This is a genomic window from Tepidimonas fonticaldi, assembly GCF_007556755.1.
Classification (GTDB): Bacteria; Pseudomonadota; Gammaproteobacteria; order Burkholderiales; family Burkholderiaceae_C; genus Tepidimonas; species Tepidimonas fonticaldi.
The window spans coordinates 74,882-100,068 of record NZ_VJOO01000001.1 but is presented as its reverse complement, the minus strand read 5'-3'; the positions used below and the strand labels follow the sequence as shown (position 1 = coordinate 100,068).

Sequence of the window (25,187 nt, the reverse complement as noted above, 5' to 3'; positions counted from 1 at the left end):
TAAAATCGGGGGCTTCCCCCACACCCCTGCGCCATCGCCGTGAACGCATCCGCCACCCCGCTCCATCTGTCGACATTTCCCGGGGGGGATGCCCTCGGCCACTTTCGGGCCCGGCAGTTGCTGCCCCGTCTGCAGGCCGTCGATGCACGCATCACCGGCATTGCCGCGCGCCATGTGCACCTGGTGGCCACCGATGCCCCGCTGGGCGACGCCACCCGCGCCCGCTGGGCGGCTTTGCTGACGTACGGAGAGCCTTACGGCGGGCCCACCCAGGGGGTGCGCATCGTCGTCACGCCGCGCCTGGGCACCGTGTCGCCGTGGGCGTCCAAGGCGACCGACATCGCGCACAACTGCGGGCTGGCAGCACGGCGGGTCGAGCGTGTCGTGGAGTATTGGCTGACGCTGGAGAGCGGCGCCCTCGCGGGCTGGCTCGGCCGCCCGGCGACGTTGGACGATGCGGCATGGCAGGCCTGCGCGGCGCTGTTGCACGACCGCATGACCGAGAGCGCCCTGCGCGATACGGCCGAGGCGGCGGGGCTGTTCACGGCGTTGGCCCCCCAGCCCATGGAGCGCGTGGATGTGCTGGGTCAGGGGCGTGCGGCGCTGGAGGCGGCCAACACCGCTTGGGGCTTGGCCCTGGCGGACGACGAGATCGACTACCTGGTGGAGGCCTTCCAGCGACTCGGGCGCAACCCGAGCGATGTCGAGCTGATGATGTTCGCCCAGGCCAACAGCGAGCACTGCCGGCACAAGATTTTCAACGCCCAGTTCGTCATCGACGGGGTGGAGCAGCCGCACAGCCTGTTCGGCATGATCCGCCACACCCACCAGACCGCACCCCAACACACCATCGTCGCCTACGCAGACAACGCCGCGGTGATGGAAGGGCATGCGGTCGAGCGCTTCGTGGCGGTGCCCGACGGCGAGGGCAGCCCCAGCTACCGCCGCAGCGAAGCGCGGCACCACATCCTGATGAAGGTGGAGACCCACAACCACCCGACCGCGATCTCGCCGTTCCCCGGCGCGGCCACGGGGGCCGGGGGCGAGATTCGCGACGAGGGCGCGACGGGCCGCGGGGCGCGCCCCAAGGCGGGGTTGACGGGGTTTTCGGTCTCGCGTCTGTGGGGCGGCTGGTCCGACCAGCCGGGGGGCAAGCCGGCGCACATCGCCAGCCCGTTGCAGATCATGATCGAGGGGCCGCTGGGCGGGGCCGCCTTCAACAACGAATTCGGCCGGCCCAACCTGCTCGGCTACTTTCGCGCCTATGAGCAGCGCGTGGCCTCCGACGTAGATGCGGTGGAGCGCGGCTACCACAAGCCGATCATGATCGCCGGCGGGGTGGGGCAGATCGACGCCAACCTGACCCACAAGATCACCTTCCCGGCCGGTACCCTGCTGGTGCAGTTGGGCGGGCCGGGCATGCGCATCGGCATGGGCGGCGGCGCTGCCAGCTCCATGGCCAGCGGCGCCAACGCGGCAGAGCTGGACTTCGATTCGGTGCAGCGCGGCAATCCGGAGATCCAGCGCCGCGCGCAAGAGGTGATCAACCACTGCTGGGCGCTGGGTGCGGACAACCCCATCCTCGCCATCCACGACGTGGGGGCTGGCGGGCTGTCGAATGCTTTTCCGGAGCTGGTGAACGACGCCGGGCGGGGCGCCCGCTTCGACCTGCGCGCCATCCCGCTGGAGGAAAGCGGCCTCGCGCCCAAGGAGATCTGGTGCAACGAGAGCCAGGAGCGCTACGTGCTGGCGCTGGCCCCCGATGCCCTTCCGCGCTTTGCCGCGCTGTGCGAGCGCGAGCGCTGCCCGTTTGCCGTGGTGGGGGTGGCGACCGAAGAGCGCCAGCTCGTGCTCGCCGACGCGCAGGCCAATGCCGAGGCGGACGCCCGCCCCGTGGACATGCCGATGGAGGTGCTGCTGGGCAAGCCCCCGCGGATGCGGCGCGAGGTCTCGCGCATCCCGCGCCGTTTTGCGGCTTTCGACGGCACGGGCGTGGAGCTGCAGCGGGCGGTCGTCGAGGTGTTGTCCCACCCCACCGTCGCATCCAAGCGTTTTCTGGTCACCATCGGCGACCGAACCGTGGGCGGCCTGACCCACCGTGACCAGATGGTGGGCCCCTGGCAGGTGCCGGTGGCCGATTGCGCGGTGACGCTGGCCGACTTTCGGGGTTTGGCGGGCGAGGCCATGGCCATGGGCGAGCGCACCCCGATCGCCGCGCTGGATGCCCCCGCCGCGGGCCGCATGGCGGTGGCCGAAGCCATCACCAACCTGCTGGCGGCGCCGATCGAGCTGCCGCGCGTGAAGCTGTCGGCCAACTGGATGGCCGCCTGCGGCGAGCCGGGCGAGGACGCCGCGCTGTACGACACCGTCAAGGCCGTGGGGTTGGAGCTGTGCCCGCAGCTCGGCATCAGCATCCCCGTGGGCAAGGACAGCCTGTCCATGCGCACCCAGTGGCGCACCGATGACGGCCAGGCGCGCAAGGTGACGGCCCCAGTCAGCCTGATCGTGAGCGCCTTCGCCACCCTGGCCGATGTGCGTGGCACCCTCACGCCGCAGCTCGACGCGCGGGAGGACACCACGCTGATCCTGATCGACCTGGGGCGCGGGCGCCACCGCATGGGCGGCTCCATCCTGGCGCAGGTGCTGGACCAGGCGGGGGGCGACGTGCCCGACCTGGACGACCCGCAAGACCTGGTGCGGCTGGTCGATGCCGTCAATGCGCTGCGGGCGGGCGGGCAACTGCTCGCCTACCACGACCGCAGCGACGGGGGGCTGCTGGCCTGTGTGGCCGAAATGGCGTTTGCCGGTCATGTGGGCGTGACGCTGAACGTCGACCTGCTGGTGACCGAAGGCGACGGCATCCGCGACAGCCGCGCCGACTTTGGCGACGCCAAGAACTGGGCCGCGCAGGTCGGCGCGCGCCGCGACGAACTCACCCTGAAGGCCCTGTTCAGCGAGGAGCTGGGCGTGGTGCTGCAGGTGCGCAGCGCCGAGCGCGACGCGGTGCTGCAGACCCTGCGCGCCCACGGCCTGTCGGCCTGCAGCCATGTGATCGGCAAAACCCGCCCCGCCACCAGCCCCATCGATGCGGGCAAGGGCGAGCTGCAGATCTGGCGGGATGCCCGATGCCTGTTCAGCGCCAGGCTGGAGGATTTGCAACAGGTGTGGGACAGCGTGAGCTGGAAGATTTGCCAGCTGCGCGACAACCCCGACTGCGCCGATGCCGAGCACGCCGCGGCCGGCCGGGCCGACGATCCGGGGTTGCACGTGGCGCTGACCTTCGACCCCACCGAAGACGTCGCCGCCCCGTACCTGAATCTGGCGCGGCCGCGCGTGGCCATCCTGCGCGAGCAGGGCGTCAACTCGCATGTGGAGATGGCCTACGCGTTCGATGCCGCCGGCTTCGAGGCGGTGGACGTGCACATGACGGACCTGCTGTCCGGCCGCACCGCGTTGCAGGGTTTTCGCGGGCTGGTGGCCTGCGGCGGCTTCAGCTACGGGGACACGCTGGGCGCCGGTATCGGCTGGGCGCGCTCCATCACCTTCCATCCGGAGCTGTCGGAGCAGTTTGCCGCCTTCTTCGCGCGGCCGGACACGTTCGGGCTGGGCGTGTGCAACGGCTGCCAGATGTTTGCCGAGCTGGCCGCCATCATCCCCGGCGCCGAGCACTGGCCGCGCTTCACGACCAACGTCAGCGAGCGCTTCGAGGCCCGGCTGTCGCTGGTGGAGGTGACCGAGTCGCCGAGCCTGTTCCTGCAAGGCATGGCCGGCAGCCGGCTGCCGATTGCGGTGGCGCACGGCGAGGGCTATGCCAACTTTGGCCAGCGCGGCGACCGCGCGGCCGTCCGCGTTGCCATGCGCTTCGTGGACCACCATGGCCGGCCGACCGAGGCCTATCCGTTCAACCCCAACGGCAGCCCGGGGGGCATCACGGCGGTCACCACGCCGGATGGGCGCTTCACCGCCATGATGCCGCACCCGGAGCGGGTGTTCCGCAATGCGCAGATGAGCTGGACGGACCTCGGCGCCACCGGCGGCCTCGACGCTTTCAGCCCCTGGATGCGCATGTTCCGCAACGCCCGCCGCTGGATCGGCTGAATGCGGTCCCGGCGTCCATCTGAGCGCTCGACCGAACCTTGATGCGTGTCAAGATTCGCGGCAGCGCAGCGGCTAGACTGGCCACATCGTGATGTTGCAAAACGGTGTTGCCATGTCCGGATCCGATGCGCCCACCCCCGTCGATCAGCCGATCGCGGATTTTTCGCAATGCCATGCCGGCATCCTGCGCAAGCTCGACGGGCTGGCCGAGCTGCCGGCGCTGTTGCAGCCGGCAGCCCGCGCGCGCGAGGTGGCCGAGCAGTCGGTCGAGTTCTTCCGCGAGGCCATCTTCGAGCACCACCTGGACGAGGAGCGCGAGCTGTTCCCCGCCGTGATCGCCAGCAGCGAAGCCGGGGCGGAGCGCGATCGCGCCCAGGCCCTGGTGCGGCGGCTGACCGACGAGCACCGCACGCTGGAGACGCTGTGGAAGCGACTGGAGGGCGGGCTCAAGAAAGTGGCCAAAGGCCAGTCGTTCGAACTGGACACCGCCGGCCTGGAGGCGCTGGTCGCCCAGTACCGCGCCCACGCGCGCTTCGAAGAGACCGAATTTTTGCCCATGGCCCAGGCGATCCTGAGCCGCAACGGCGACCACATGGCCGCCCTGGGGCTGGCGCTGCACATGCGCCACACGCCCATGCCGGTGGCGGGTTACGTCTGACCGCGGCGGCCCCCTCCCGTCAGGGTGCCGTCGGCACGGGCCGGGTCCGGTAAAAGCGCAGCGGCGCCTCGCGCGACTGGCGTTCGGCGTCACGCACCACATGGCGCTTCAGGCGCCCGACGACGTGCATCTCGCACGGCTTGCAGTCGAAGCGCAGCGTCAAGCGCTCCTGCCCGTGGACCAGCACCAGCGGCTCGGCACGAATCGTGCCCTGCACGCCCGTCACCCCCTTGGCCTGTTTGGGGCACAGACTCAGGCTGTAGCGCACGCAGTGCTTGGTGATCATCAGGCTGACTTCGCCCGGTTCCTCGTGGCTCTCGTAGGCGGCCTCGATCACGCGCACCCCGTGGCGGGCGTAAAAGTCGCGCGCCTTGTGGTTGTAGACGTTGCCCAGGTAGGTCAGCACATCGTCGGGATAGGGCACGGGCGGTTGCACGGCCGGCGCGCGGACCGGCCGCACACGGGCCGCCTCGCGCGCGGCCATCAGGGCCGCCACGGCGTCGCGTCGCAGCGCATTCAGCCGGGACGCCGGCACGAACCACGGGGCCGGCAGCGCCACATCCAGCGCCACGGCCTCGAACACCGTATCGCCCAAACGGCCCAGCCCGTCGGCCAGCCGCGCCTCGTGCGACGCGGCATCGCGGGCCAGATCGAAGGGGCCGGGCAGGGTGGCCGAGCCCGTGCAGTCATCGGCATCGGTCAGCGTCAGGCACAGGGCGTCCCCCTGGGCGCGCAGTTGCACCCACAGCGGGATGCGCCGATCGGCCGACGGCCGCTCCAGCGCCCGCACCCAGGCCATGCTGCGGTTGCGGTTGACCACCGTGCCCGGGCGCAGGCCCTTCAGGCTGGCCATCGCATCCTTGGGGTGGATGCGCCAGCGCGTGCCCCCTTCCGTCCCCTGGCCCAGCCGCTCGACCCGGTTGGTCTGCAGACCGATCAGGTTGTGCTGCAGGTCCAGGTAACACAGGCCGTCGCCGTTGGCCAGTTCGGTGGCGGGGTCGTTGGTTTCGATCTCGATATGGTCCGCAGTCGTGCGCACCACCCAGCCGATCGGACGGCCGGGGTTCTTGGGGCTGTCGAAGGCGCCGATGTCGATCTGCCGGCCGTTGACGAAGTAATCTGTGAACTCCCGGTTGAAGTTCTGGTCCGGATCCGGCGTGAAGGTGTAGGTGCAGCGGCCGCTGGAAGAGGGCGCCAGATCGGGCCGCTCCTCCAGAATCTGGTCGAGCAGCCGGCGGTAGTGGGCGGTGATGTTTTTCACATACCCCATGTCCTTGTAGCGGCCCTCGATCTTGAAGCTGCGCACGCCGGCGTCGATCAGCGCGCGCAGGTTGGCGCTCTGGTTGTTGTCCTTCATGGACAAGACGTGCTTGTCGTGCGCCAGGATGCGCCCTTGCGCGTCGCGCACCTCGTAGGGCAGGCGGCAGGCCTGCGAGCAGTCGCCCCGGTTGGCGCTGCGCCCGGTGTGGGCGTGGCTGATGTAGCACTGGCCGCTGTAGGCCACGCAGAGCGCCCCGTGGATGAAAAACTCCAGCACCGCACGCCCGGGCGCGTCGCGCGGCCCCAGCGCCGCATCGACCGCGGCGATCTGCTCCAGCGTCAGCTCCCGCGCCAGCACCACCTGGGAAAAGCCCACATCCTGCAAAAACCGCGCTTTCTGCGGCGTGCGGATGTCGCATTGGGTGCTGGCATGCAACTGGATGGGGGGCAGGTCGAGCTCCAGCAGTCCCATGTCCTGCACGATCAGCGCGTCCACGCCGATGTCGTACAGCGCGTGGATGAGGCGCCGCGCCGGCTCCAGCTCGTCGTCGCGCAAAATGGTGTTGAGCGTGACGAAAACCCGCGCATGGTAGCGGTGGGCGTGGCGCACCAGCCGTTCGATGGCGCCAAGCGGGTTGGCGGCGTTGGCGCGCGCCCCGAAGCCCGGCCCGCCGATGTAGACCGCATCCGCTCCGTGGTTGACCGCTTCGATGCCGATGTCGGCATCGCGCGCGGGTGACAGGAGTTCGAGCTGGTGGGGCAACATAATCGGGCCTGCGTCGTCCAAAGCCCGCGATTGTCCCAAATCCCGCCATGAAACGCCACGAATTCCGCTGTTTCCACCGCCTGCGCGTGCGCTGGGCCGAGGTGGATATGCAGGGCATCGTCTTCAACGCCCACTATCTGATGTACTTTGACGTCGGCATCACCGAGTACTGGCGCGCGCTGGGCCTGCCCTACGCCGATGCGATGCACCAACTGGGCGGCGAGCTCTACGTCAAGAAGGCGAGCCTCGAATTTGCCGCCAGCGCCCGCATGGACGACCAGGTGGACGTGGCGCTGCGCTGCGAGCGCATCGGCAACTCGTCGATGACGATGACCGGCGCGCTGTTCCTGGGCGAGCGCGCGCTGGTGGGCGCGGAAATCGTCTATGTGTTTGCCGATCCGGCCACGCAGACCTCGCGCCCGGTGCCGGCGGCGCTGCGCGAGCTGGTGCAGCGCTACGAAGCCGGCCAGGACGTGCTGCGGGTGGTGACCGGCCCCTGGCACACCCTGGAGCGCGATGCGGCTCCGCTGCGCCGCGCGGTGTTCGTGGACGAGCAGGGCATCCCGGAATCGGAGGAGTGGGACGCGGCCGACGCGACCGCGCTGCACGCGGTGGCCTACAACCACCTGGGGCAGGCGGTGGGTACCGGGCGGCTGCTGACCGCCGAGCCGGGGGTGGGCAAGGTGGGCCGCATGGCGGTGCACCGCGTGCTGCGCGGCACCGGCGTCGGCGCACGGGTGTTGCAGGCCCTGTCGGATGCCGCCCGCGCGCGCGGCGACCACACCCTGCGCCTGAGCGCGCAGCGCACCGCCATCGGCTTTTATGAGCGGCTGGGCTGGCGGCGCGTGGGCGAGCCCTATGACGAGGTTGGCATTCCCCACCAGTCGATGGAAATGCGCCTCTGATCGGCCCGATCGGCCGCCGCCGGCCCCTGCGGACTGGCATAGGTCCACTCGGTCAGCGTCAGGGTGCCGGCGCGGTCCCAACGGGCGATCAGGCTGCTGCGCGTGCCGTAGCGGCGCTCGGGCAGGTGGACATAGGGGCTGGATTCCAGATGCTGCCCGACGTCTGCACTCGGCACGTGGGTGCGCAGGGCCTCCAGCAAGGTGCAGCACGCCGCGTCCACGCGGGGCGTGGCCAGGGCCTGGTCGAGGGCCGATTTGAGTCGGCGCAGCTTGGGCCAAGGCGTATCCAGCGCCGCATTCGACAGGGCATAGACGCCGGGCGGTAACTCCCGCGCCCACCAGCCCCCGACGCGCTCGGTCGCGGGGTCGTCGGCGAGCGCGGGGCCCGGGTCGCGGTTGGTCAGCCACGCCCAGCGTCCCTGCAGGACATCGCCCAGCACCACGTTGCAGCCGTTATACGCCATGGGATCGTGTCGGTGGGCGAATTCGGCCCACGTCGGCAGATCCTCGGGCGACAGCCAGGCGGTGACCAGGCTGCCCCGGCTGCGGTCCTGCGCCGGCTCGGGCGGCCAGGCGCGCACATTGGTCAACATGGCCACCCGTCCCGCCGAGCCGAACGCCAGCCACGATCCCCCGGCCTGGGCATCCCGGCCGCTCCAGACCGTCCCGCCCTGGGGCAACGTCCAGGCGTGCAGCGGCAGGGTGGGGCGGTCCCACTGCTCGTCGCGGTTGGCCGCCACCCACAGCGGCGCTGCCGGGTCCTGCCCCAGCGCCCAGGCCATCAGGCACATGGTGTCAGATGTCCTGCAGCAGCTCGTAGGGCAGGGCTTGCAGGCGCACGGGGACGCCATCCGGGCCGCCGGCCGTCAGCGGCTGCCCATCGGCCGCGCTGATCTGCAGCGACACGATGGCGTCCCACCCCGCGACGGGATGGGGGGCCGCCTGCACCACCAGCCCCGCGGGCTGCTCTGGATCGGCGGCGTGGAACACCTCCTGCCCCGCCGCCAGGGGGCCATCGGCATGAACCAGGTAGCCGCGCCGCTTGAGCGTGCCGCGGAATTGGCTGCGGGCCACCACCTCCTGCCCCGGGTAGCACCCCTTCTTGAAATGGACGCCTCCCACCGATTCGTAGTTGATCATCTGCGGCACGAAGGCCTCCACCACGGGATCGGTGATGTGGGCCACACCGCTCATCACCGCCAGCCACTGCCAATGGGCCGGGGCGAGCGCAGGCCCCTCGGGCGCGGGGGCAGAGGCCGGCTGGATCAGCAGCGCCCGGGGCACACCCGCCCCTGGCGGCAACCGCACCCAGGTACGGTCGCCCTCGCGCCACACGGACCAGACGGCCGGCGGCAGCGCGACGGGCACCGCGTCACCCGCCGCCCCCCACAACGCCCATTGCTGGGACGCATCGCTGAGCCGCACCTTGGCCCGCAGCACGAACATCGACAAGCGCTTGACGGTCGGCGCGATGCGCTCACGCGGCGCACACAGCAGCACCTCGCCATCGCGCCGAACGCCGATGGCGCTGAACAGCATGCGCCCCTTGGGTGTGCAGTAGGCGGCGAGCCGCGCTTCGGCATCGCGCTGCAGGATGAAGTCCTGCGTCAACTGTCCATGCAGAAACGCGGCCGCCTCTTCGCCCTGGGCGCTGATCACGCCCCAGTCCTGAAGGCGGACGATCCCGTGCATGGCGGGGATGGTGGCAGGTTCGGTGGCGGGGGTCGGGGCGAGCGTCATGGGCGAACAACGGTTGCGGCTATCATCGATGGCCGTATTCTCCTGCAGCCTTGACGCCGCTGACGGCGACCTGCCCATTACCCGTGTCCCGCTCGTTGCGATCCCTGGCATTCCGTTGGACCCTGCTCGCGGCGGTGGCCGTGCTGGCCGGTGCCACGGCCATCGCCGCGTGGCTGCACCGCCCCTTGTCCCTGCGGCTGCAGGGGCAGCCGGCCGTGGATGTGGTGATCGAGCCGGGCATGTCCGCCGCCGAGGTGGCCGACGCACTGGTCGCCTCGGGGGTGGACACCTCGGCCTGGGGGCTGTTCCTGTGGTTTCGGCTCTCGGGGCAATCGCGCGCGCTCAAGGCCGGCAGCTACGAGATCGCGCCGGGCACCACCCCCACCACGCTGCTGGACAAGCTGGTGCGCGGCGAACAGGCGGTGCGGCGCCTAACGCTGGTGGAAGGGTGGAATGTGCGCCAGGTGCTGCAGGCGGTGCGTGCCGCCGAACACCTGTTCGACGATTTGCCAGCAGGCGACGACCCGGTCGCCCTGGCGCGGCACCTGGGCCTGCGCGTCGCCCATGCCGAGGGGCGGTTCTTCCCCGACACGTATGTGTACCCCAAGCGCACGCCGGCATCGCGCGTCCTGCGGCAGGCCGCCGCGGCCATGGACACCCGCCTGGCCGATGCCTGGGCCCGGCGCCAGCCCGGACTGCCGCTGCGGACGCCGGACGAGGCGCTGATCCTCGCCAGCATCGTCGAGAAGGAAACCGGGCTGGAAGCCGACCGCGCCCACGTCGCTGCCGTGTTCATCAACCGCCTGCGCATCGGCATGCGGCTGCAAACCGACCCCAGCGTGATCTATGGCTTGGGCGAGTCGTTCGATGGCAACCTGCGGCGGCGCGACTTCACCACCGACACACCTTACAACACCTACACCCGCGCCGGACTGCCACCGACCCCCATCGCCATGCCTGGATGGGCGTCGCTGCTGGCGGCGGTGCAGCCGGCACGCACGTCGGCGCTGTACTTCGTCGCCCGCGGCGACGGCACCAGCGCCTTCAGCCGCACGTTGGACGAACACAACCGCGCGGTGCGGCGCTACCAGTTGCAGCGATGAGCCCCTATCAACTTCCACCTGCGTGGATCGCGCTTGTGCTGCTGTGCGCCGCGTGGGCCTTGGCCCGAGCTTGGTCAACGCCCGCACTGGCGTTCGATGAGGCCGAGCAGGTGCTTCACCAACAGTGGCTGCTGGCCGGCTACGGGCCCCAGCCGCCGCTGTTCGAATGGTTGCTGTGGAGCGTGCGTCAAGCCACGGGCATGTCGGTGCTGGCGGCCCTGTGGCTGTTAAAAGCCGTCGCGTTGTCGGGCGTGGGCATCGCGGTGGGGTGGTTCGTGGCGCAACTGGGTATGCGTGCCGCCGCCGGGGCGGTGGCGGCATGGGCGATGACGCTGCCGCTGCTGCTGTGGGATGCCCCACGCACGCTGACGCACAGCTTGCTGGCCACCACGTGCATGGCCGTCGTGGTGGGTTTGAGTGCGCCGTTGCTGGAGCGGCCCGAGCGGCCGCTGTCGCGCAGGCGTTGGTTCGGGCTGGGGTTGGCCATCGCCGCCGCGCTGCTGTCCAAGTACAACACGGCGCTGGCCTTGGTTGGTTGGCTGGCGGTGCTGCTGGCGGCGCTGGCGCATCGGGTGCCGGCTTGGTCGGGCCGCTGGCGCATGGTCCGGCAGCATGCGCGAGGGCTACCGTGGTTCCTGGTCGGCCTGGCCCCCATCGGGCTGCACGCAGCGTGGCTGCTCGATGCGTGGCCCGAGGTCCAGGCCACGCTGGGCGCCAAAATGCAGGGCGACGGTGGCCACCGGACACAGGGTGTTGTGGCGCTGGCGGTGGCCTGGCTGGCCAACCTTACCCTGCCGGCGGCGTTGTTGGGGATGGCTGTTTGGTCAGGGGCGGGTGATCGCGCCGAGCCCGTCGACCCGCGTGGAGGTGACCACCACGTGCGCCGATGGGGACGATGGGCGCTGCTGTACGTCGCAGTCGTTGCGGGCAGCATGTCGGTGCTGGTGTTGGCTGGCGCGTTGCATCAGATCAAGGAACGCTGGGTGCTGCCACTCACCCCACCGCTGTTGGCGTTGGTGGCCATGGCTGCCACGCACGGCCATGTGGATTGGGCACGTCTGCAGCGCTGGAGCCTGGCACTGATCGCCACCGCGTTGGCCTTGCTGCTGGCACGCCCTTGGGTGTTGGCCTGGCTGGACCGTCCCGCCACCATCCGCTGGCCGGCGCGCGAGGCGGCGGCCCGCCTGGGCGCTGTGCTGCCGCCGCACGCCACGGTCGCGGCCGATCCGATCCAACTGGCGGGCGCGATGGCGGCCTACGGCCCGCGGGGGTGGACGGTCGTCTACCAGCACAGTGCCCCGGCGGTGCTGCGCCACATCCAGGCGTGCACGGTGTGGAGCGTGGCCGCGCATCACCCGCCTGCTGCACCGCCGCTGCCATATGCCTGGACTCCCATGACCCCCGCGACGACCGTCACCGTACCGATGCTGCCCGCGGGTCGCACGCCGACCACGGTAACCCTGCATGTGCAGCCTTGGCAGCGCACTGACGCGGTCTGCCACGCCCTGGACACCGTGTACGATCGCACCCCATGACGCACCCACGTCCAGGCGGCTGGTTCATCACCTTCGAAGGCATCGACGGCGCCGGCAAGTCCACCCACTTGCCGGCCCTGGCGCAGGCGTTGCAGGCGCAGGGCAGGGTGGTGCTGCAAACGCGTGAGCCGGGCGGCACGCCGCTGGCCGAGCGCTTGCGCGAGCTGCTGCTGCACGAACCGATGGACCCGTTGTGCGAGGCGCTGCTGATGTTCGCCGCGCGCCGCGACCACTGGCAACGTGCCATCGAGCCGGCGCTGGCCGCGGGCCAGGTGGTGCTGTGCGACCGCTTCACCGACGCCACCTTCGCCTACCAAGGGCATGGGCGTGGGTTCGACCTGGGCGTGTTGGACACGTTGGAGCGCTGGGTACAAACGGACGCCCAAGGGCGGCTGCGCCAACCGGACCTGACGCTGTGGTTCGATGTGCCGCCAGCGGTTGCTGCGCAGCGGCTGGCGGCGGTGCGCACGCCGGATCGGTTCGAGGCCGAGCCGCTGGCGTTTTTCGAGCGCGTTCGCGCCGGCTACGCGGCGCGTGCCAGCGCCGCGCCCGAGCGTATCGTGCGCATCGACGCCACACGGCCACTGCCACAGGTGTGGGCGGAGGTCGAGTCGGTCTGCCGCGCCCGGGGGGTGTTGGCATGACCGCGCTGGCCCCTTGGCTGCAGCGGCAACTGGCCGCGGTGTTGACCCTGCGCGGGCACGCCGTGCTGCTCGATGGTCCGGCGGGCCTGGGCCAGTACGAACTGGCGTTGGCGCTGGCCCGACGCTGGCTGTGCGAGCAACCGCGCGGCCCCCAGGCTTGCGGCAGCTGCGCAGGCTGCCACGCGGTCGACACACGCACGCACGCCGACCTGTTCGTGCTGTTGCCCGACGCGTTGGCGCTGGAGCTTGGCTGGCCACTGGACCCCGGCACCGCCGAGCGTATCGAGCGCAAAGAAATCAAGCCCAGCCGCCAAATCCGGGTGGAAGCCACCCGCGCGGCGGTTGCGTTCACCCAGGTGACGCACGCACGGGGACAGGGCAAGGTCGTGCTGATCCACCCCGCCGAGCGGCTGAATGTGGAATCGGCCAATACGCTGCTCAAGACGTTGGAGGAGCCCCCGGGGCGCGTGCGGTTCATCCTAGCGACCGAGGCCGCGCACCTGCTGCTGCCCACGATCCGCAGCCGCTGCCAAACCCACGCGATGGCCTGGCCCACCGAGGCCGAGGGCCAGGCCTGGCTGATGCAGACGGCGGGGGAGGGGTCCACGTCGACCCGGGCGCTGACCGAGGCGGACTGGGCGGCATGCTGGCAGGCGGCCGGCGGCCGGCCGCAGGAAGCGCTGGCCTGGGCCCGACTGGGGGTGACCGCACGGCTGTGGGCCGATCTCCCCCGCCAGCTGGCGCAAGGGGACTGGTCCGCCATCGTCGACTGGCCCATCCCGCGGCAGCTGCAGGTGCTGATGCTGCTGTGCCACGACGCCATGGCCGTGGCAACGGGGGCGCCCCCGCGCTACTTTGCCGCCGAGGCGTTGCCGCCCGACCCCGTCGCGCGCCGCTTGTCCGGCTACTGGCGGGCTTTGCAGCAAGCATGGCGCACGGCCGAACACCCGCTGCAGGCCGGGCTGTGGGCCGAGGCATGGGCCGAGCGCACCCGCGCGGTTTTCGCCCGCACCTCCGGGCAGCCCGCCACCGCGGCGATACACTCGCGGGCATGAACACCGGCTCGCCGGCCGGCGGCGACGCGGCCTCCCATCCGCGCCCCACGGTCATCCAACTGTCGATCAAGGAAAAAGGCGCGCTCTACGCGGCCTACATCCCCTTGTTCACGGAGGGGGGCATTTTCGTGCCGTCCTCGCGCCAGTACACGCTGGGACAGGATGTGTACGTGCTGCTCACGCTGCCCGAGGACCCGCAGCGCTATCCCGTCGCCGGCAAGGTGGCCTGGATCACGCCCGCCGGAGCGACGGGATCGCGCACGCCGGGAATCGGGGTGCGCTTCCCGGCGGACGACAAGTCCCGCGCGCTGCGGGCACGGATCGAAGAAATCCTGGGCGCGCACCTGGCTTCCGACCGGCCGACCCAGACCCTTTGAACCAACAGCTGCCACCGCAATCGACGGGCGGCCCCCCAAGCACTCCCATTTGCATGTTCACCGACTCCCATTGCCATCTGGACTTTCCCGAGCTGCAGGCCCAATACCCCGAGATCCTGGCGGCGATGCGTGCCGCGGGCGTGCTGCGGGCGCTGTGCATCTGCACCACCCTGGAAGGCTTTGACGCCGTACACCGCTTGGCCCTCGACGGTGCGGGCGCTGCCCCCCAGTTGTGGGCGACGGTCGGCGTGCACCCGGACAACGAAGGGGTGCGCGAGCCCACCGTGGCCGATCTGGTCGAGCGCGCCGCGCTGCCGCGGGTGATCGGCATCGGCGAAACGGGGCTGGACTACTACCGGCTGGGCGAGCGCACGGTGGCCGACATGGCATGGCAGCGCGAGCGCTTTCGGATCCACATCCGGGCCGCTCGCCAGACCGATCTGCCGCTGATCATCCACACCCGCAGCGCCTCGGACGACACGCTGGCCATTCTGCGGGAAGAGGGCGGTTTTGCGGCCGACGCCCCTCTGGAGCGCCCGCAGGCCCGGGGGGTGTTCCACTGCTTTACCGAAACCCGGGAGGTCGCGCGCGCGGCGCTGGACCTGGGGTTCTACATTTCGTTTTCGGGGATTCTCACGTTCAAGAACGCCGCCGACCTGCGGGAGGTGGCCCGCTTCGTGCCGCTCGATCGGTGCCTGATCGAGACCGACAGCCCCTACCTGGCCCCCGTGCCGCACCGCGGCAAAACCAACACCCCGGCGTATGTGCCGCATGTGGCCGCGCAACTGGCCGAGCTCAAGGGCCTGAGCGTCGATGCCGTGGCCGAGGCCACCAGCGCCAACTTTGATCGGTTGTTCACCCGTGCCGCCCGGGCGGTCGCGCCCACCCGCGCAGAAATCGCATGAAAAAGATTCTCTATCTTCTTTTTTCGATTGCGGTTTTTTTATCCTCTGGCGGGGCGCAGGCGCAACGCGCCTACGACCAGTTCATCACTGCGGTGATCCGCGACGACCTGTCCACGGTCCGGGATTTGCACGCGCGCGGGCTCGATCTGAATACCCCGGACCCCGACCTCAACCCGGCCCTGGTGCTGGCCCTGCAACGCGACGCCCTGGCGGTCGCGCGCTACCTGATCGCACAGCCCGCGGTCGACGTGGATGCGGTCAATGCGGTGGGCGAGAACGCGCTGATGATGGCTGCGCTGCGCGACCATCTGGATGTGGTGCAGCAGTTGCTGGCCCGGGGCGCGCAGGTCAACCGGCCGGGCTGGACACCGCTGCACTACGCGGCCACCAACAAGGGCGGGCACGCGCTGGCCATCACGCGGCTGCTGCTGGAGCACCATGCCTACATCGACGCCGAATCCCCCAACCGCACGACGCCGCTGATGATGGCCGCCCGCTATGGGCGCGAAGAGGTGGTGCGCCTTCTGCTGGAGGAGGGCGCCGACCCGACCCTGCGCAATCAGCAGGGTCTGGACGCCATCGACTTCGCCCGCCAGGTGAGCCGGCAAAGCGTCGTCGAGCTGATCGCGGCGGCCATCCGGGCGCGCCAACCCCGCGGCACCTGGTAGCCGGTTTGCCCGCGCCCCAAAGGCAGACCCGAGGCGGCACGGCGCCGAATCGGGGACAATCCGCAGCGCCATCGTTGGAGGAGAAACCGTGCTGGCCATCCGCAACCAGAAAGATTTCGTCGCCGGGCTGCTGTTCACCGTCACCGGCGGCGCCTTTGCCATCGGCGCGTTGGAATACGAGGTGGGCAGCTCGGCCCGCATGGGGCCGGGGTACTTTCCCCTGGCGCTCGGCGTCATCCTGGCGATCCTGGGGGCGCTCATCACGCTCAAATCGCTTGGCGACACGCGCGACCCGGCGGGGGACTTGGGCCGCATCGCGTTCAAGCCGCTGCTGTACATCATCGGCGCCAATGTGATTTTTGGCGTCCTGCTGGGGGGGCTGCCGGCGATCGGCCTGCCGCCCATGGGGCTGATCGCGTCCGTGGTCGCGCTCGTCGTCGTCGCCTCGATCGCGGGCGACCGCTTCCAGCCGCGCGAAGTCGCGATGCTGGCCATCATCCTGGCCGCCGCCAGCGACGTGCTGTTCATCCGGCTGCTGGGGCTGCCGTTCCAGGCCTGGCCGGCCTTCATTTCGGGTTGAGGGGGATGCCGTGACCGACCTGCTGAACAATCTGGCGCTCGGATTCTCGGTCGCCTTCACCACCCAGAACCTGATCTACGCCTTCATCGGCTGTGTGTTGGGCACGCTGATTGGCGTGCTCCCCGGGCTGGGGCCCGTGGCGACGATTGCCATGCTGCTGCCGGCCACCTATGCCTTGCCCCCGGTCGCGGCCCTGATCATGCTGGCCGGGATCTATTACGGGGCGCAATACGGCGGCTCGACGACGGCCATTTTGGTCAATCTACCGGGCGAGGCATCCTCCGTCGTGACTACGTTGGACGGCTACCAAATGGCGCGCCAGGGCAGGGCGGGGCCGGCGCTGGCAGCGGCGGGGATCGGCTCCTTTTTTGCCGGGACGGTGGGGACGCTGGTGCTCGCCGCGTTTGCCATTCCGCTGACGGAATTGGCCTTCGAATTCGGTCCGGCCGAGTACTTCTCGCTGATGGTGCTGGGGTTGATCGGTGCCGTGGTGCTGGCCTCCGGGTCGCTGCTCAAAGCCATTGCGATGATCATCCTGGGCCTGCTGATCGGCATGGTCGGCACCGACATCAACTCCGGCGTCGCCCGCTACACCTTCGAAATCCCCGAGCTGATCGACGGCATCGGCTTCATCGTCATCGCGATGGGTCTGTTCGGTTACGGGGAGATCATCCACAACCTCTCGCAGCCCGCCGAGCAGCGGCAGGTATTCACCGCCAAGCTCAAGGGCCTGTTCCCGTCGCGGCGCGACTTCCGCTTGATGACGCCGGCCATCCTGCGCGGCACGACGCTCGGGGCCATCCTGGGCGTTCTGCCGGGCGGCGGCGCGTTGCTGTCGTCGTTTGCCGCCTACACGATCGAAAAGAAAACCCGCCTGGCCCCCGATGAAAAGCCGTTTGGCCACGGCAACATCCGCGGCGTGGCGGCCCCCGAGGCGGCCAACAACGCCGGCTCGCAAACGTCGTTCATCCCGCTGCTGACGCTGGGCATTCCGCCCAACGCCGTGATGGCGCTGATGGTGGGCGCGATGACCATCCACAACATCCAGCCCGGGCCGATGGTCATGTCCAACAACCCGGATCTGTTCTGGGGGTTGATTGCCTCCATGTGGATCGGCAACGCGATCCTGGTCATCCTCAACCTGCCGCTGATCGGCATCTGGATCAAGCTGCTGACGGTGCCATACCGCTGGCTGTTTCCGGCCATCGTGCTGTTTTGCGCGATCGGCGTGTATTCCACCAACAACAACACGTGGGATGTATGGATGGTGGGGCTGTTCGGCATTCTGGGCTATGTCTTCATCAAGCTGGGCTGCGAGCCGGCGCCGCTGCTGCTGGGCCTGATCCTGGGCCCCATGATGGAAGAAAACCTGCGCCGCGCCTTGCTGCTGTCGCGCGGGGACTGGAGCGTGTTCGTCACCCGGCCGCTGTCGGCGGGTCTGCTGGTCGCTGCCGTGTTGCTGCTGATCGTCGTGGCGCTGCCGTCGATCAAAAAGCGCCGCGAAGAAGCCTTTGCGGAGGACTGACGTTCGCCGCGGCTCCGGTGTCTGGTGGTGCGGCCTTGGCCGTGCTGCCGGACCGGTCATGCGCTTGGAATCGGTCCCCGATAAATGTTCCACAATGTGTATTATGTTAAGTCAAGGAATTGGTGAGGAAACCTCCCTGTGGCAAGCGCGCCAAACGGAGCCCCCAAAGGGAAAACCACAAGTCGGCACGGGGCACTCGCCTGTCTACAATGGCGCTCATGTTCAACTTTGGGTGACACCCTCATGAAGCGCCGCCACATTCTGCAAGCCATCGGTCTTGCGGCCGTCGTGTCCACCGGTGCCGTTCAGGCCCAGAGCAACGAGCTGAAGGTCGCCATCGATGCGACCTACGAGCCGTTCACCTACAAGACGCCCGATGGCAAGCCGACCGGTTTCGACGTCGACATTGCCGAGGCCATCTGCGCCAAGCTCAACCGCAAGTGTGTGTACGTCGAACAGGTGTGGGACAGCATGATCCCCGGCCTGCAGGCGCGCAAGTACGACGTCATCATCAGCTCGATGTCGATCACCGACGACCGCAAGAAGGTCATCGACTTCAGCGACAAGTACTACAAGACCCCGAGCGGCATCGTCGTCAAGGAAGGCACCCCCTACAGCGGCCCGGCCTCGCTCAAGGGCAAGAAGATCGGCGTGCTCAAGGGCAGCACGCAAGAGAAGTACGCCATGGGTGAGCTCAAGCCCGCCGGCGTGCAGGTGATCCCCTACGAGGCGCAGGACCAGGTGTATCTGGACATCAAATCGGGCCGGCTCGACGGCACCGTGGCCGACAAGGTCGAGGTGCGCGGCGGCTTCCTGCGCAAGCCGGAAGGCACGGGCTACGGTTTCGTCGGCCCGGATCTGTACGACGTCAAGTACTTCGGCTACGGCGTCGGCGTGGGCATGCGCAAGGGCCAAGACAAGCTCAAGGCCGACATCAACGCGGCGATCAAGGCGATCCGCGCCGACGGCACGTACGAGAAAATCGCCAAGAAGTATTTCGACTTCGATCCGTACGGCAACTGATCTGACGGGGTGAAGGGCGCGTCGCCCGCCGGTGGGCACCGGCGCGACGCGTTTTTCATTGGCACATGCTCGACTACATTCCCGCGATCCTCGAAGGCGCGCTGCTGACGGTGGCGGTGTCGCTGCTGTCGCTGGCCGTCTCGATCGTGCTGGGCTTGCTCGGCGCCACCGCCAAGCTCTCCGGGCGCCGCTTGCTCACCGGCGTGGCCACGGTCTACACCACCGTGGTGCGTGGCGTGCCGGAGCTGGTGCTGATGCTGCTCGTCTTCTATGGCGGCACGATTGGACTGAACGCGCTGCTGGAGTCGCTCGGCCGCGCCGAGCCGGTGGACATCAACCCCTTCGTCGCGGGCGTGCTGACCATCGGCTTCATCTACGGCGCCTATATGACCGAGACGTTTCGCGGGGCAATTCTGGCGATTCCGCGCGGACAGATGGAGGCGGCCTGGGCCTTCGGCATGGGCCGGCTGCAGACCTTCGTGCGCATCACGCTGCCGCAAATGGTGCGCTACGCCCTGCCCGGCTTCACCAACAACTGGCTGGTCCTGATCAAAAGCACCGCTCTGGTCAGCCTGATCGGGCTCAAGGACATGACGTTTCTGGCCAAACAGGCCTCGGCCGCGACGCGCGAGCCGTTCTTCTTCTTTTTGTTCGTGGGGGCGCTGTTTCTGATCTACACGTCGGTGTCGCTGTGGGCGCTGCGCCGCCTCAACGACCGTTACAGCCTCGGGGTGCGGCGCGTCACCTCGTGGCAGGGTTGATCGGGCGGGCGTGTCACCGTGAACTGGTCTGTGATTTTCGAACCGGCGCAGCTCGAGCTCTATGGCCAGGGGCTGTGGACCACGCTGAAGCTGCTGCTGTCGTCCTTGGCGGTCGGGGGCGTGTTGGCCCTGTTTCTGGCTTTGGCGCTCAACAGCCGCCATGCCTGGCTGCGCTGGCTGGTCGGCAGCTACACCTACGTCATCCGCGGCACGCCGCTGCTGATCCAGGTCTATCTGATCTATTACGGCATTGCGCAACTGGACTGGATCCAGGCGCGTTGGGACGAGATCTGGCCTTGGACCTGGTTCAAGGAGGCGTTCTTCTGCGCCCTGCTTGCCTTCGCCTTGAACACGGCGGGCTACACGGCCGAGATGCTGGCCGGGGCCATCCGCGAAACCCCGCATGGCGAAATCGAGGCCGCGCGCGCGATGGGCATGTCGCCCCGCCAGGTGCTGTGGCGCATCGTCATGCCCAGCGCGCTGCGGCGCACACTGCCGGCCTACAGCAACGAGGTGGTCATGATGCTGCACAGCACGAGTCTGGCCAGCACCGTGCCCGCGATGACGGATCTGACCGCGGCGGCCAGCCGCGTCTACTCCGACTTTTACCTGCCCTTCGAGGCCTATCTGTTCGCCGGGGCCATCTACCTCGGCATCACCTTCACGCTGGTGGGCATGTTCAAGCTGGCCGAGCGCCGCTTCCTGGCCCACCTGGCGCCGCGCCGCACCTGAATGGACGTCCGTCACCACCCCCTGCCCTGCACCAGCCTCGGCAGTGCCCGCACGGTCACCAGCCTGCATTTCGGCACGCCCGGGGCTCGCCCCAAGGTGTACATCCAGGCCAGCCTGCACGCCGACGAGCTGCCCGGCATGCTGGTGGCCCACCACCTGCGCCAGAAGCTCGCCGCCGCCGAGGCGCAGGGCGCCATCCGCGGCGAAGTCGTGCTCGTCCCGGTGGCCAACCCGATCGGGCTGGCCCAGCGCATCGACCACCGGCCCATGGGCCGCTTCGAGCTCAACACCTCCGAAAACTTCAACCGCGGCTACCCGGACCTGGCCCAGGTGGCGTTCGATCGGGTGGGCCCTGCCCTGGGCGGGGACGCGGCGGAGAATGTCCGGCGGGTGCGGCAGGCCGTGCTCGACTGGCTGGCCGAGCAAACACCGGTCACCGAACTCGAAGGCCTGCGGCTGGCGCTGTTCCGCCTGGCGGCCGATGCCGATGTCGTCCTCGATCTGCACTGCGACTCCGAAGCCGTGCTGCACCTGTACAGCGAGACCGCCTGCTGGCCCGCGCTCGAACCCCTGGCGCGCTGGCTGCAGGCGCAGACGGTGCTGGTTGCCGACTATGGCGCCGGCGGCCAGCCGTTCGACGAGCAGCTCTCGGGTCTATGGTCGCAGTTGGCGGCGCGCCTGTCGGCGGCAGGGCGCCCGGTGCCGCTGCCCCAGGCCTGCGCCAGCGCGACGGTCGAACTGCGCGGCGAAGCGGACGTCGGCCACGCCTGGGCGGCCCGCGATGCCGATGGCATCTGGCGATATTTGCAGCACCTGGGCGCGGTGGCCGGCGACCCTGGGCCCATGCCCGATCCAGCCTGCGCCCCCACGCCGCTGGCTGGCTCCGAGCCGTTGAAGGCGCCCTGCCCCGGCGTGCTCGTGTTTCTGGCCGACACCGGCGCACGGCTGGCCCCCGGCGACGCCGTCGCCGAGGTCATCGACCCTGTTACTGGCCACACCACGACCCTGCGTACTGCCCAGGGGGGCGTGCTGTACGCCCGGGCCCGCGAACGCTATGCCCCCGCCGGACTGACGGTGGCCAAGGTGGCCGGCAGCCAGCCCGTGCGCCACGGCTACCTGCTGTCCGAATGAGCCCCTCTTGCCCCCCGCCTGGCCCCCACGCATCCCTTGCCATGAGCACTGCCCCCGTCAAACTCCAGGTCGAAGACATCCACAAGCGCTACGGCGCGCACGAGGTGCTCAAAGGCGTCTCCCTCACGGCGCGCGCCGGCGATGTGATCAGCATCATTGGCAGCTCGGGGTCCGGCAAGAGCACGTTTCTGCGCTGCATCAATCTGCTCGAGCGGCCGCACGCGGGGCGCATCGTCGTGGCCGGCGAGGAGTTGCGGCTCAAGCCCGGCTCCGATGGCGACCTCCAGGCGGCGGATCCCGCACAACTGCAACGCCTGCGCACGCGGCTGGCCATGGTGTTCCAGAACTTCAACCTCTGGGGCCATATGACGGTGCTGCAAAACATCATCGAAGTGCCCGTCCATGTGCTGAAGGTGCCGCGCGAGCAGGCCGTCGCCACCGCGCGCAAATACCTGGACCGGGTCGGCCTCAAGGGTGTGGAAGACCGCTACCCCGCCCACATGAGCGGCGGACAGCAACAGCGGGTGGCGATTGCGCGCGCGCTGGCGGTGGAGCCCGAGGTGATGCTGTTCGACGAACCCACCAGCGCGCTGGATCCGGAGCTGGTGATCGAGGTGCTGCGCGTCATGCAGGGCCTGGCCGAGGAGCACCGCACGATGGTGGTGGTGACGCACGAGATGGGTTTTGCCCGCGAGGTGTCCAACCACGTCGTCTTTTTGCATCAGGGCCGCATCGAGGAACAGGGCGACCCGCGGCAGGTGCTCACGTCGCCGCGCAGCGAACGGCTGCAGCAATTCCTCAGTGGTAACTTGAAGTGACGTCAACAACCCATTGTCAATAAATGGGTTGTTTGGTCACAGAAAACGGTCGAGCAGACGCCGGCTGTGCCGATCCAATTCCAACGGTCGGCGAATCAGGTACTGCACACCGTGGCTGTCCTGGATCAGCAACACATCGCGCGCCAGGCGGCGGATGTCCTCCTCGCCCTTGAGCACGAAGCGCGTGACGCCGCGGTCGGTCTCCACGGTCCAGGTGCTGGGGGTGGCAAAGCTGCTCACCTCCAGCAAGCGCCGGATGACGGGGGTGAACTCCCGCTCGTGCAGCGCCTGCTCGATCAGGGCGCGGGTCGGCGCATCCAGTGCCGCCAGCGACTCGACATACGCGACTTCGTGACCGTCCGGCCCGACGAGCGAGACATGCCGGTCGGGGGCCTGGATGGGGAAGGCGCGCACCGGCACCACGCCACTGACCCATTCCCCATCGGGGCCGCGCCATTCCAGGCGTCCGGCGCTGTTGCGGCGCAGTTCAGGGGCTTGGGTGGCGGGCAGGCTCGTCGTCATGGCGGTTAATCCTTCAGCAGTTCGCGCTCGGCCTCGGCCTGACGGGCCTGCGCCTGGTAAAGCCGCCAGTAGGCGCCCTGACGGGCCATCAGCTCGTCGTGGCTGCCCTCCTCCACCTTGCGGCCCTTGTCCATGACCACCAACCGGTCGGCCCGGCGCAGGGTGGACAGGCGGTGCGCGATGGCGATCGTCGTGCGCCCGCGGACCAGGTTGTCCAGCGCCTTTTGGATTTCCTTTTCGGTTTCGGTGTCCACGCTGGAGGTGGCCTCGTCCAGAATCAGGATGCGCGGGTCGATCAGCAGCGCACGCGCGATGCTGATGCGCTGACGCTCGCCACCGGAGAGGCCCTGGCCGCGCTCGCCCACCAACGAGTCGTAGCCCTGCGGCAGGCGCAGGATGAAGTCGTGCGCATGCGCGGCGCGCGCGGCGGCGATGATCTCCTCGCGCGTCGCATCGGGGCGCCCGTACGCGATGTTTTCGGCAATCGTGCCAAAGAACAGGAACGGCTCCTGCAGCACCAAGCCGATGTGGCGGCGGTAGTCGGCCACGCGCAGTTGCCGGATGTCCACACCATCCACCAGGATCTGCCCTTCGGCCACGTCGTAGAAGCGGCAGATCAGGTTGACCAGCGTGCTCTTGCCCGAGCCGCTGTGGCCGACCAGGCCAATCATCTCGCCCGGGCGCACATCCAGGTCCAGCCCCTGGATGACCGAGCGGTTGCCGTAGCGGAAGGCCACGCCCCGCACCTCGATGCGGCCCTGCACCGCGGGCAGTGGCACGGGCTGGGCGGGCTCCGGCACGCTGGAGACGTGGTCCAGAATGTCGAAGATGCGCTTGGCGCCCGCGGCGGCCTTTTGCGTCACCGAGACGATGCGGCTCATCGAATCCAGCCGGGTGTAGAAGCGCCCGATATAGGCCAAAAAAGCCGTGAGCACGCCCACCGTCACCGATCCGCGCGCCACCAGCCAGATGCCAAAACCCCACACGACCAGCAGGCCGATTTCCGTCAGCAGCGACACCGTCGGCGAAAACAGCGACCACAGCCGGTTGAGCCGGTCGTTGACGGCCAGGTTGTGCCGGTTGGCTTCGCGAAAGCGCTCGGCCTCGCGCCCCTCCTGCGCAAACGCCTTGACGACGCGGATGCCGGGGATGGTGTCGGCCAGCACGCTCGTCACCTCGGCCCAGACGCGGTCGATCTTCTCGAACCCGGTGCGCAGCCGGTCGCGCACCACGTGGATCAACCACGCGATCAGCGGCAGCGGCAGCAAGGTCGCCAGCGCCAGCGTCGGGCTGATGGAAAACAGGATCACCGCCGTCATGCCGATCATGATCACGTCGGTGGCGAAGTCCAGCAGGTGCAGCGACAAAAAGATGTTGATGCGATCGGTCTCCGACCCGATGCGCGCCATCAGGTCGCCGGTGCGGCGGTTGCCGAAATATTCCAGTGACAAGCCCAGCAGGTGCTCATAGGTGGTGGTGCGCAGGTCCGCGCCGATGCGCTCCGACACCAGCGCCAGGATGTAGGTCTTGGCCCAGCCCAGGCCCCAGGCCAGCAGCGCAGCGCCCAGCAGGCCGCCGAGCAGCCAGCCCACCCGTGCCACGTCGATCGGCTGCCCGCTCTGGTAGGGGATCAGCACATCGTCCATCAGGGGGATGGTCAGGTACGGCGGCACCAGGGTGGCCGCCGTGGCGGCCAGCGTCAGCAAAAACCCCGCCAGCAACTGCCACCGATAGGGCCGCGCAAAACGCCACAGCCGCAACAGCGTCAGCGTGGACGGCGGGGTGTGCACCACCTGGGCGCAGACGGCGCATTCGTCGTCCTCCGGCTCCATCGGGGCGTGGCAAACCGGGCACTGCAACGCGGCCGCGTCGGGGACGGCGACCGGGCGGCCGGCGGCATCCCGCAGGGCCTCGAAGCGCTCCATCAGCCGCCGCGCGGGCACTTGGCGCCCCAGGGTGTAGCGCCACACCGCCAGCCGCTCGGCGGAGGCGCCGTCGCGGGCTTCGCGCACCAGCTCCAGCGCGGCCACGCCGTTGTGGTCGCTCATCCACAAGGCCAGACCGGCTTCGATGGGCCAACTCACCGGCGTGGCCTGCGGTTCGGCCGCCCACCACAGCCGGCCGGCCGCGATCCACAGCAAACCCTCGCGAAAGCGCAGCTCGGTGTCGAGGTCGGTCAGCAGCCAGACGCCACCGGCGGCACCCTCCCCGGCCGCCTCGGTGCGCTCAACGGCGGGGCGCCACGCGGCGGGCAGTCCCGCCCAGGCGGGGGTCGATGGCGTCGGATACGACATGTTGCAATTTCGTTTCACCAAATGCCACCAGTCTCGGGCCGCTGGATCACAATATCCATCGGCGATGCTGGCGCGCGGGCGTCGCAT

22 protein-coding genes are annotated in these 25,187 nt (G+C 69.2%); 17 read left to right on the top strand and 5 right to left on the bottom strand.

Features of this window, described 5'->3' with window-relative positions; genetic code table 11:
• Positions 1-39: 39 nt before the first annotated feature.
• Positions 40-4,098, top strand: coding sequence for a phosphoribosylformylglycinamidine synthase (gene purL, locus Tfont_RS00420; protein WP_143968034.1), 4,059 nt, complete (start codon positions 40-42; stop codon positions 4,096-4,098).
• Between the two features lie 112 nt (positions 4,099-4,210).
• Positions 4,211-4,756, top strand: a complete 546-nt coding sequence (locus tag Tfont_RS00415) for a hemerythrin domain-containing protein (protein WP_068609983.1) — start codon at positions 4,211-4,213, stop codon at positions 4,754-4,756.
• A gap of 19 nt (positions 4,757-4,775) precedes the next feature.
• Here the strand turns inward: Tfont_RS00415 and Tfont_RS00410 are convergent, their stop codons facing one another.
• Positions 4,776-6,782, bottom strand: a complete 2,007-nt coding sequence (locus tag Tfont_RS00410) for a peptidase U32 family protein (RefSeq protein WP_143968033.1) — start codon at positions 6,780-6,782, stop codon at positions 4,776-4,778.
• A 47-nt stretch (positions 6,783-6,829) separates the two neighbouring features.
• On the opposite strand from Tfont_RS00410, the gene Tfont_RS00405 reads away from it, so the two are divergent.
• The gene (locus Tfont_RS00405; RefSeq protein ID WP_143968032.1) at positions 6,830-7,687 is read left to right on the top strand and encodes a YbgC/FadM family acyl-CoA thioesterase; all 858 of its coding nucleotides are present in this window, start codon (positions 6,830-6,832) and stop codon (positions 7,685-7,687) included.
• On the opposite strand, the gene Tfont_RS00400 is transcribed toward Tfont_RS00405, so the two are convergent.
• Together Tfont_RS00400 and ygfZ are read right to left on the bottom strand one after the other, a co-directional pair.
• Positions 7,639-8,478: an NRDE family protein gene (locus Tfont_RS00400; RefSeq protein WP_185974438.1), complete on the bottom strand. Its 840-nt coding sequence runs from the start codon at positions 8,476-8,478 to the stop codon at positions 7,639-7,641. The two genes, Tfont_RS00405 and Tfont_RS00400, sit on opposite strands and share 49 nt — an antisense overlap.
• A 4-nt stretch (positions 8,479-8,482) precedes the next feature.
• Positions 8,483-9,427 carry a CAF17-like 4Fe-4S cluster assembly/insertion protein YgfZ gene (gene ygfZ / locus Tfont_RS00395; RefSeq protein WP_068609621.1) on the bottom strand — a complete coding sequence of 315 codons (945 nt, stop codon included), beginning with the start codon at positions 9,425-9,427 and terminating at the stop codon, positions 8,483-8,485.
• An 83-nt stretch (positions 9,428-9,510) separates the two neighbouring features.
• On the opposite strand from ygfZ, the gene mltG reads away from it, so the two are divergent.
• The 14 genes from mltG to Tfont_RS00325 all read left to right on the top strand — a co-directional run bounded on the left by mltG (position 9,511) and on the right by Tfont_RS00325 (position 22,284).
• The gene (gene mltG, locus Tfont_RS00390; RefSeq protein WP_313906453.1) at positions 9,511-10,530 is read left to right on the top strand and encodes an endolytic transglycosylase MltG; all 1,020 of its coding nucleotides are present in this window, start codon (positions 9,511-9,513) and stop codon (positions 10,528-10,530) included.
• Positions 10,527-12,065: a glycosyltransferase family 39 protein gene (locus Tfont_RS00385; RefSeq protein ID WP_143968030.1), complete on the top strand. Its 1,539-nt coding sequence runs from the start codon at positions 10,527-10,529 to the stop codon at positions 12,063-12,065. Before mltG ends, Tfont_RS00385 begins: the two co-directional genes overlap by 4 nt.
• Positions 12,062-12,709 carry a dTMP kinase gene (gene tmk, locus Tfont_RS00380; protein ID WP_143968029.1) on the top strand — a complete coding sequence of 216 codons (648 nt, stop codon included), beginning with the start codon at positions 12,062-12,064 and terminating at the stop codon, positions 12,707-12,709. Before Tfont_RS00385 ends, tmk begins: the two co-directional genes overlap by 4 nt.
• Positions 12,706-13,764 (top strand): DNA polymerase III subunit delta', encoded by a 1,059-nt coding sequence (locus Tfont_RS00375; RefSeq protein WP_143968028.1) that lies wholly within the window; start codon positions 12,706-12,708, stop codon positions 13,762-13,764. Before tmk ends, Tfont_RS00375 begins: the two co-directional genes overlap by 4 nt.
• Complete coding sequence (locus tag Tfont_RS00370; protein WP_068609617.1) at positions 13,761-14,141, top strand: PilZ domain-containing protein; 381 nt, start codon at positions 13,761-13,763, stop codon at positions 14,139-14,141. Before Tfont_RS00375 ends, Tfont_RS00370 begins: the two co-directional genes overlap by 4 nt.
• Before the next feature lie 53 nt (positions 14,142-14,194).
• On the top strand, positions 14,195-15,046 hold the full coding sequence (locus Tfont_RS00365; RefSeq protein ID WP_143968027.1) for a TatD family hydrolase: 852 nt from the start codon (positions 14,195-14,197) through the stop codon (positions 15,044-15,046).
• Complete coding sequence (locus tag Tfont_RS00360; RefSeq protein ID WP_068609613.1) at positions 15,043-15,714, top strand: ankyrin repeat domain-containing protein; 672 nt, start codon at positions 15,043-15,045, stop codon at positions 15,712-15,714. The genes Tfont_RS00365 and Tfont_RS00360 overlap by 4 nt, the downstream gene beginning before the upstream one ends.
• Positions 15,715-15,802: 88 nt before the next feature.
• Entirely contained in the window at positions 15,803-16,294 is a 492-nt protein-coding gene (locus Tfont_RS00355; protein WP_313906451.1) for a tripartite tricarboxylate transporter TctB family protein, read from the top strand.
• Between the two features lie 10 nt (positions 16,295-16,304).
• Complete coding sequence (locus tag Tfont_RS00350; protein ID WP_068609611.1) at positions 16,305-17,819, top strand: tripartite tricarboxylate transporter permease; 1,515 nt, start codon at positions 16,305-16,307, stop codon at positions 17,817-17,819.
• Positions 17,820-18,062: 243 nt separating this feature from the next.
• The gene (locus Tfont_RS00345; protein WP_143968026.1) at positions 18,063-18,842 is read left to right on the top strand and encodes an ABC transporter substrate-binding protein; all 780 of its coding nucleotides are present in this window, start codon (positions 18,063-18,065) and stop codon (positions 18,840-18,842) included.
• 65 nt (positions 18,843-18,907) lie between these two features.
• The gene (locus Tfont_RS00340) at positions 18,908-19,603 is read left to right on the top strand and encodes an ABC transporter permease (RefSeq protein ID WP_068609607.1); all 696 of its coding nucleotides are present in this window, start codon (positions 18,908-18,910) and stop codon (positions 19,601-19,603) included.
• An 18-nt stretch (positions 19,604-19,621) separates the two neighbouring features.
• Positions 19,622-20,335, top strand: a complete 714-nt coding sequence (locus Tfont_RS00335) for an ABC transporter permease (protein WP_068609605.1) — start codon at positions 19,622-19,624, stop codon at positions 20,333-20,335.
• The gene (locus Tfont_RS00330) at positions 20,336-21,466 is read left to right on the top strand and encodes a succinylglutamate desuccinylase/aspartoacylase family protein (RefSeq protein WP_143968025.1); all 1,131 of its coding nucleotides are present in this window, start codon (positions 20,336-20,338) and stop codon (positions 21,464-21,466) included.
• Positions 21,467-21,507: 41 nt separating this feature from the next.
• Positions 21,508-22,284: an ABC transporter ATP-binding protein gene (locus tag Tfont_RS00325; RefSeq protein ID WP_143968024.1), complete on the top strand. Its 777-nt coding sequence runs from the start codon at positions 21,508-21,510 to the stop codon at positions 22,282-22,284.
• A gap of 36 nt (positions 22,285-22,320) precedes the next feature.
• On the opposite strand, the gene Tfont_RS00320 is transcribed toward Tfont_RS00325, so the two are convergent.
• Both Tfont_RS00320 and Tfont_RS00315 read right to left on the bottom strand, forming a co-directional pair.
• On the bottom strand, positions 22,321-22,806 hold the full coding sequence (locus tag Tfont_RS00320; protein ID WP_068609599.1) for a cyanophycin metabolism-associated DUF1854 family protein: 486 nt from the start codon (positions 22,804-22,806) through the stop codon (positions 22,321-22,323).
• Positions 22,807-22,811: 5 nt separating this feature from the next.
• On the bottom strand, positions 22,812-25,100 hold the full coding sequence (locus tag Tfont_RS00315; protein WP_143968023.1) for a cyanophycin metabolism-associated ABC transporter: 2,289 nt from the start codon (positions 25,098-25,100) through the stop codon (positions 22,812-22,814).
• Positions 25,101-25,187 lie beyond the last annotated feature (87 nt).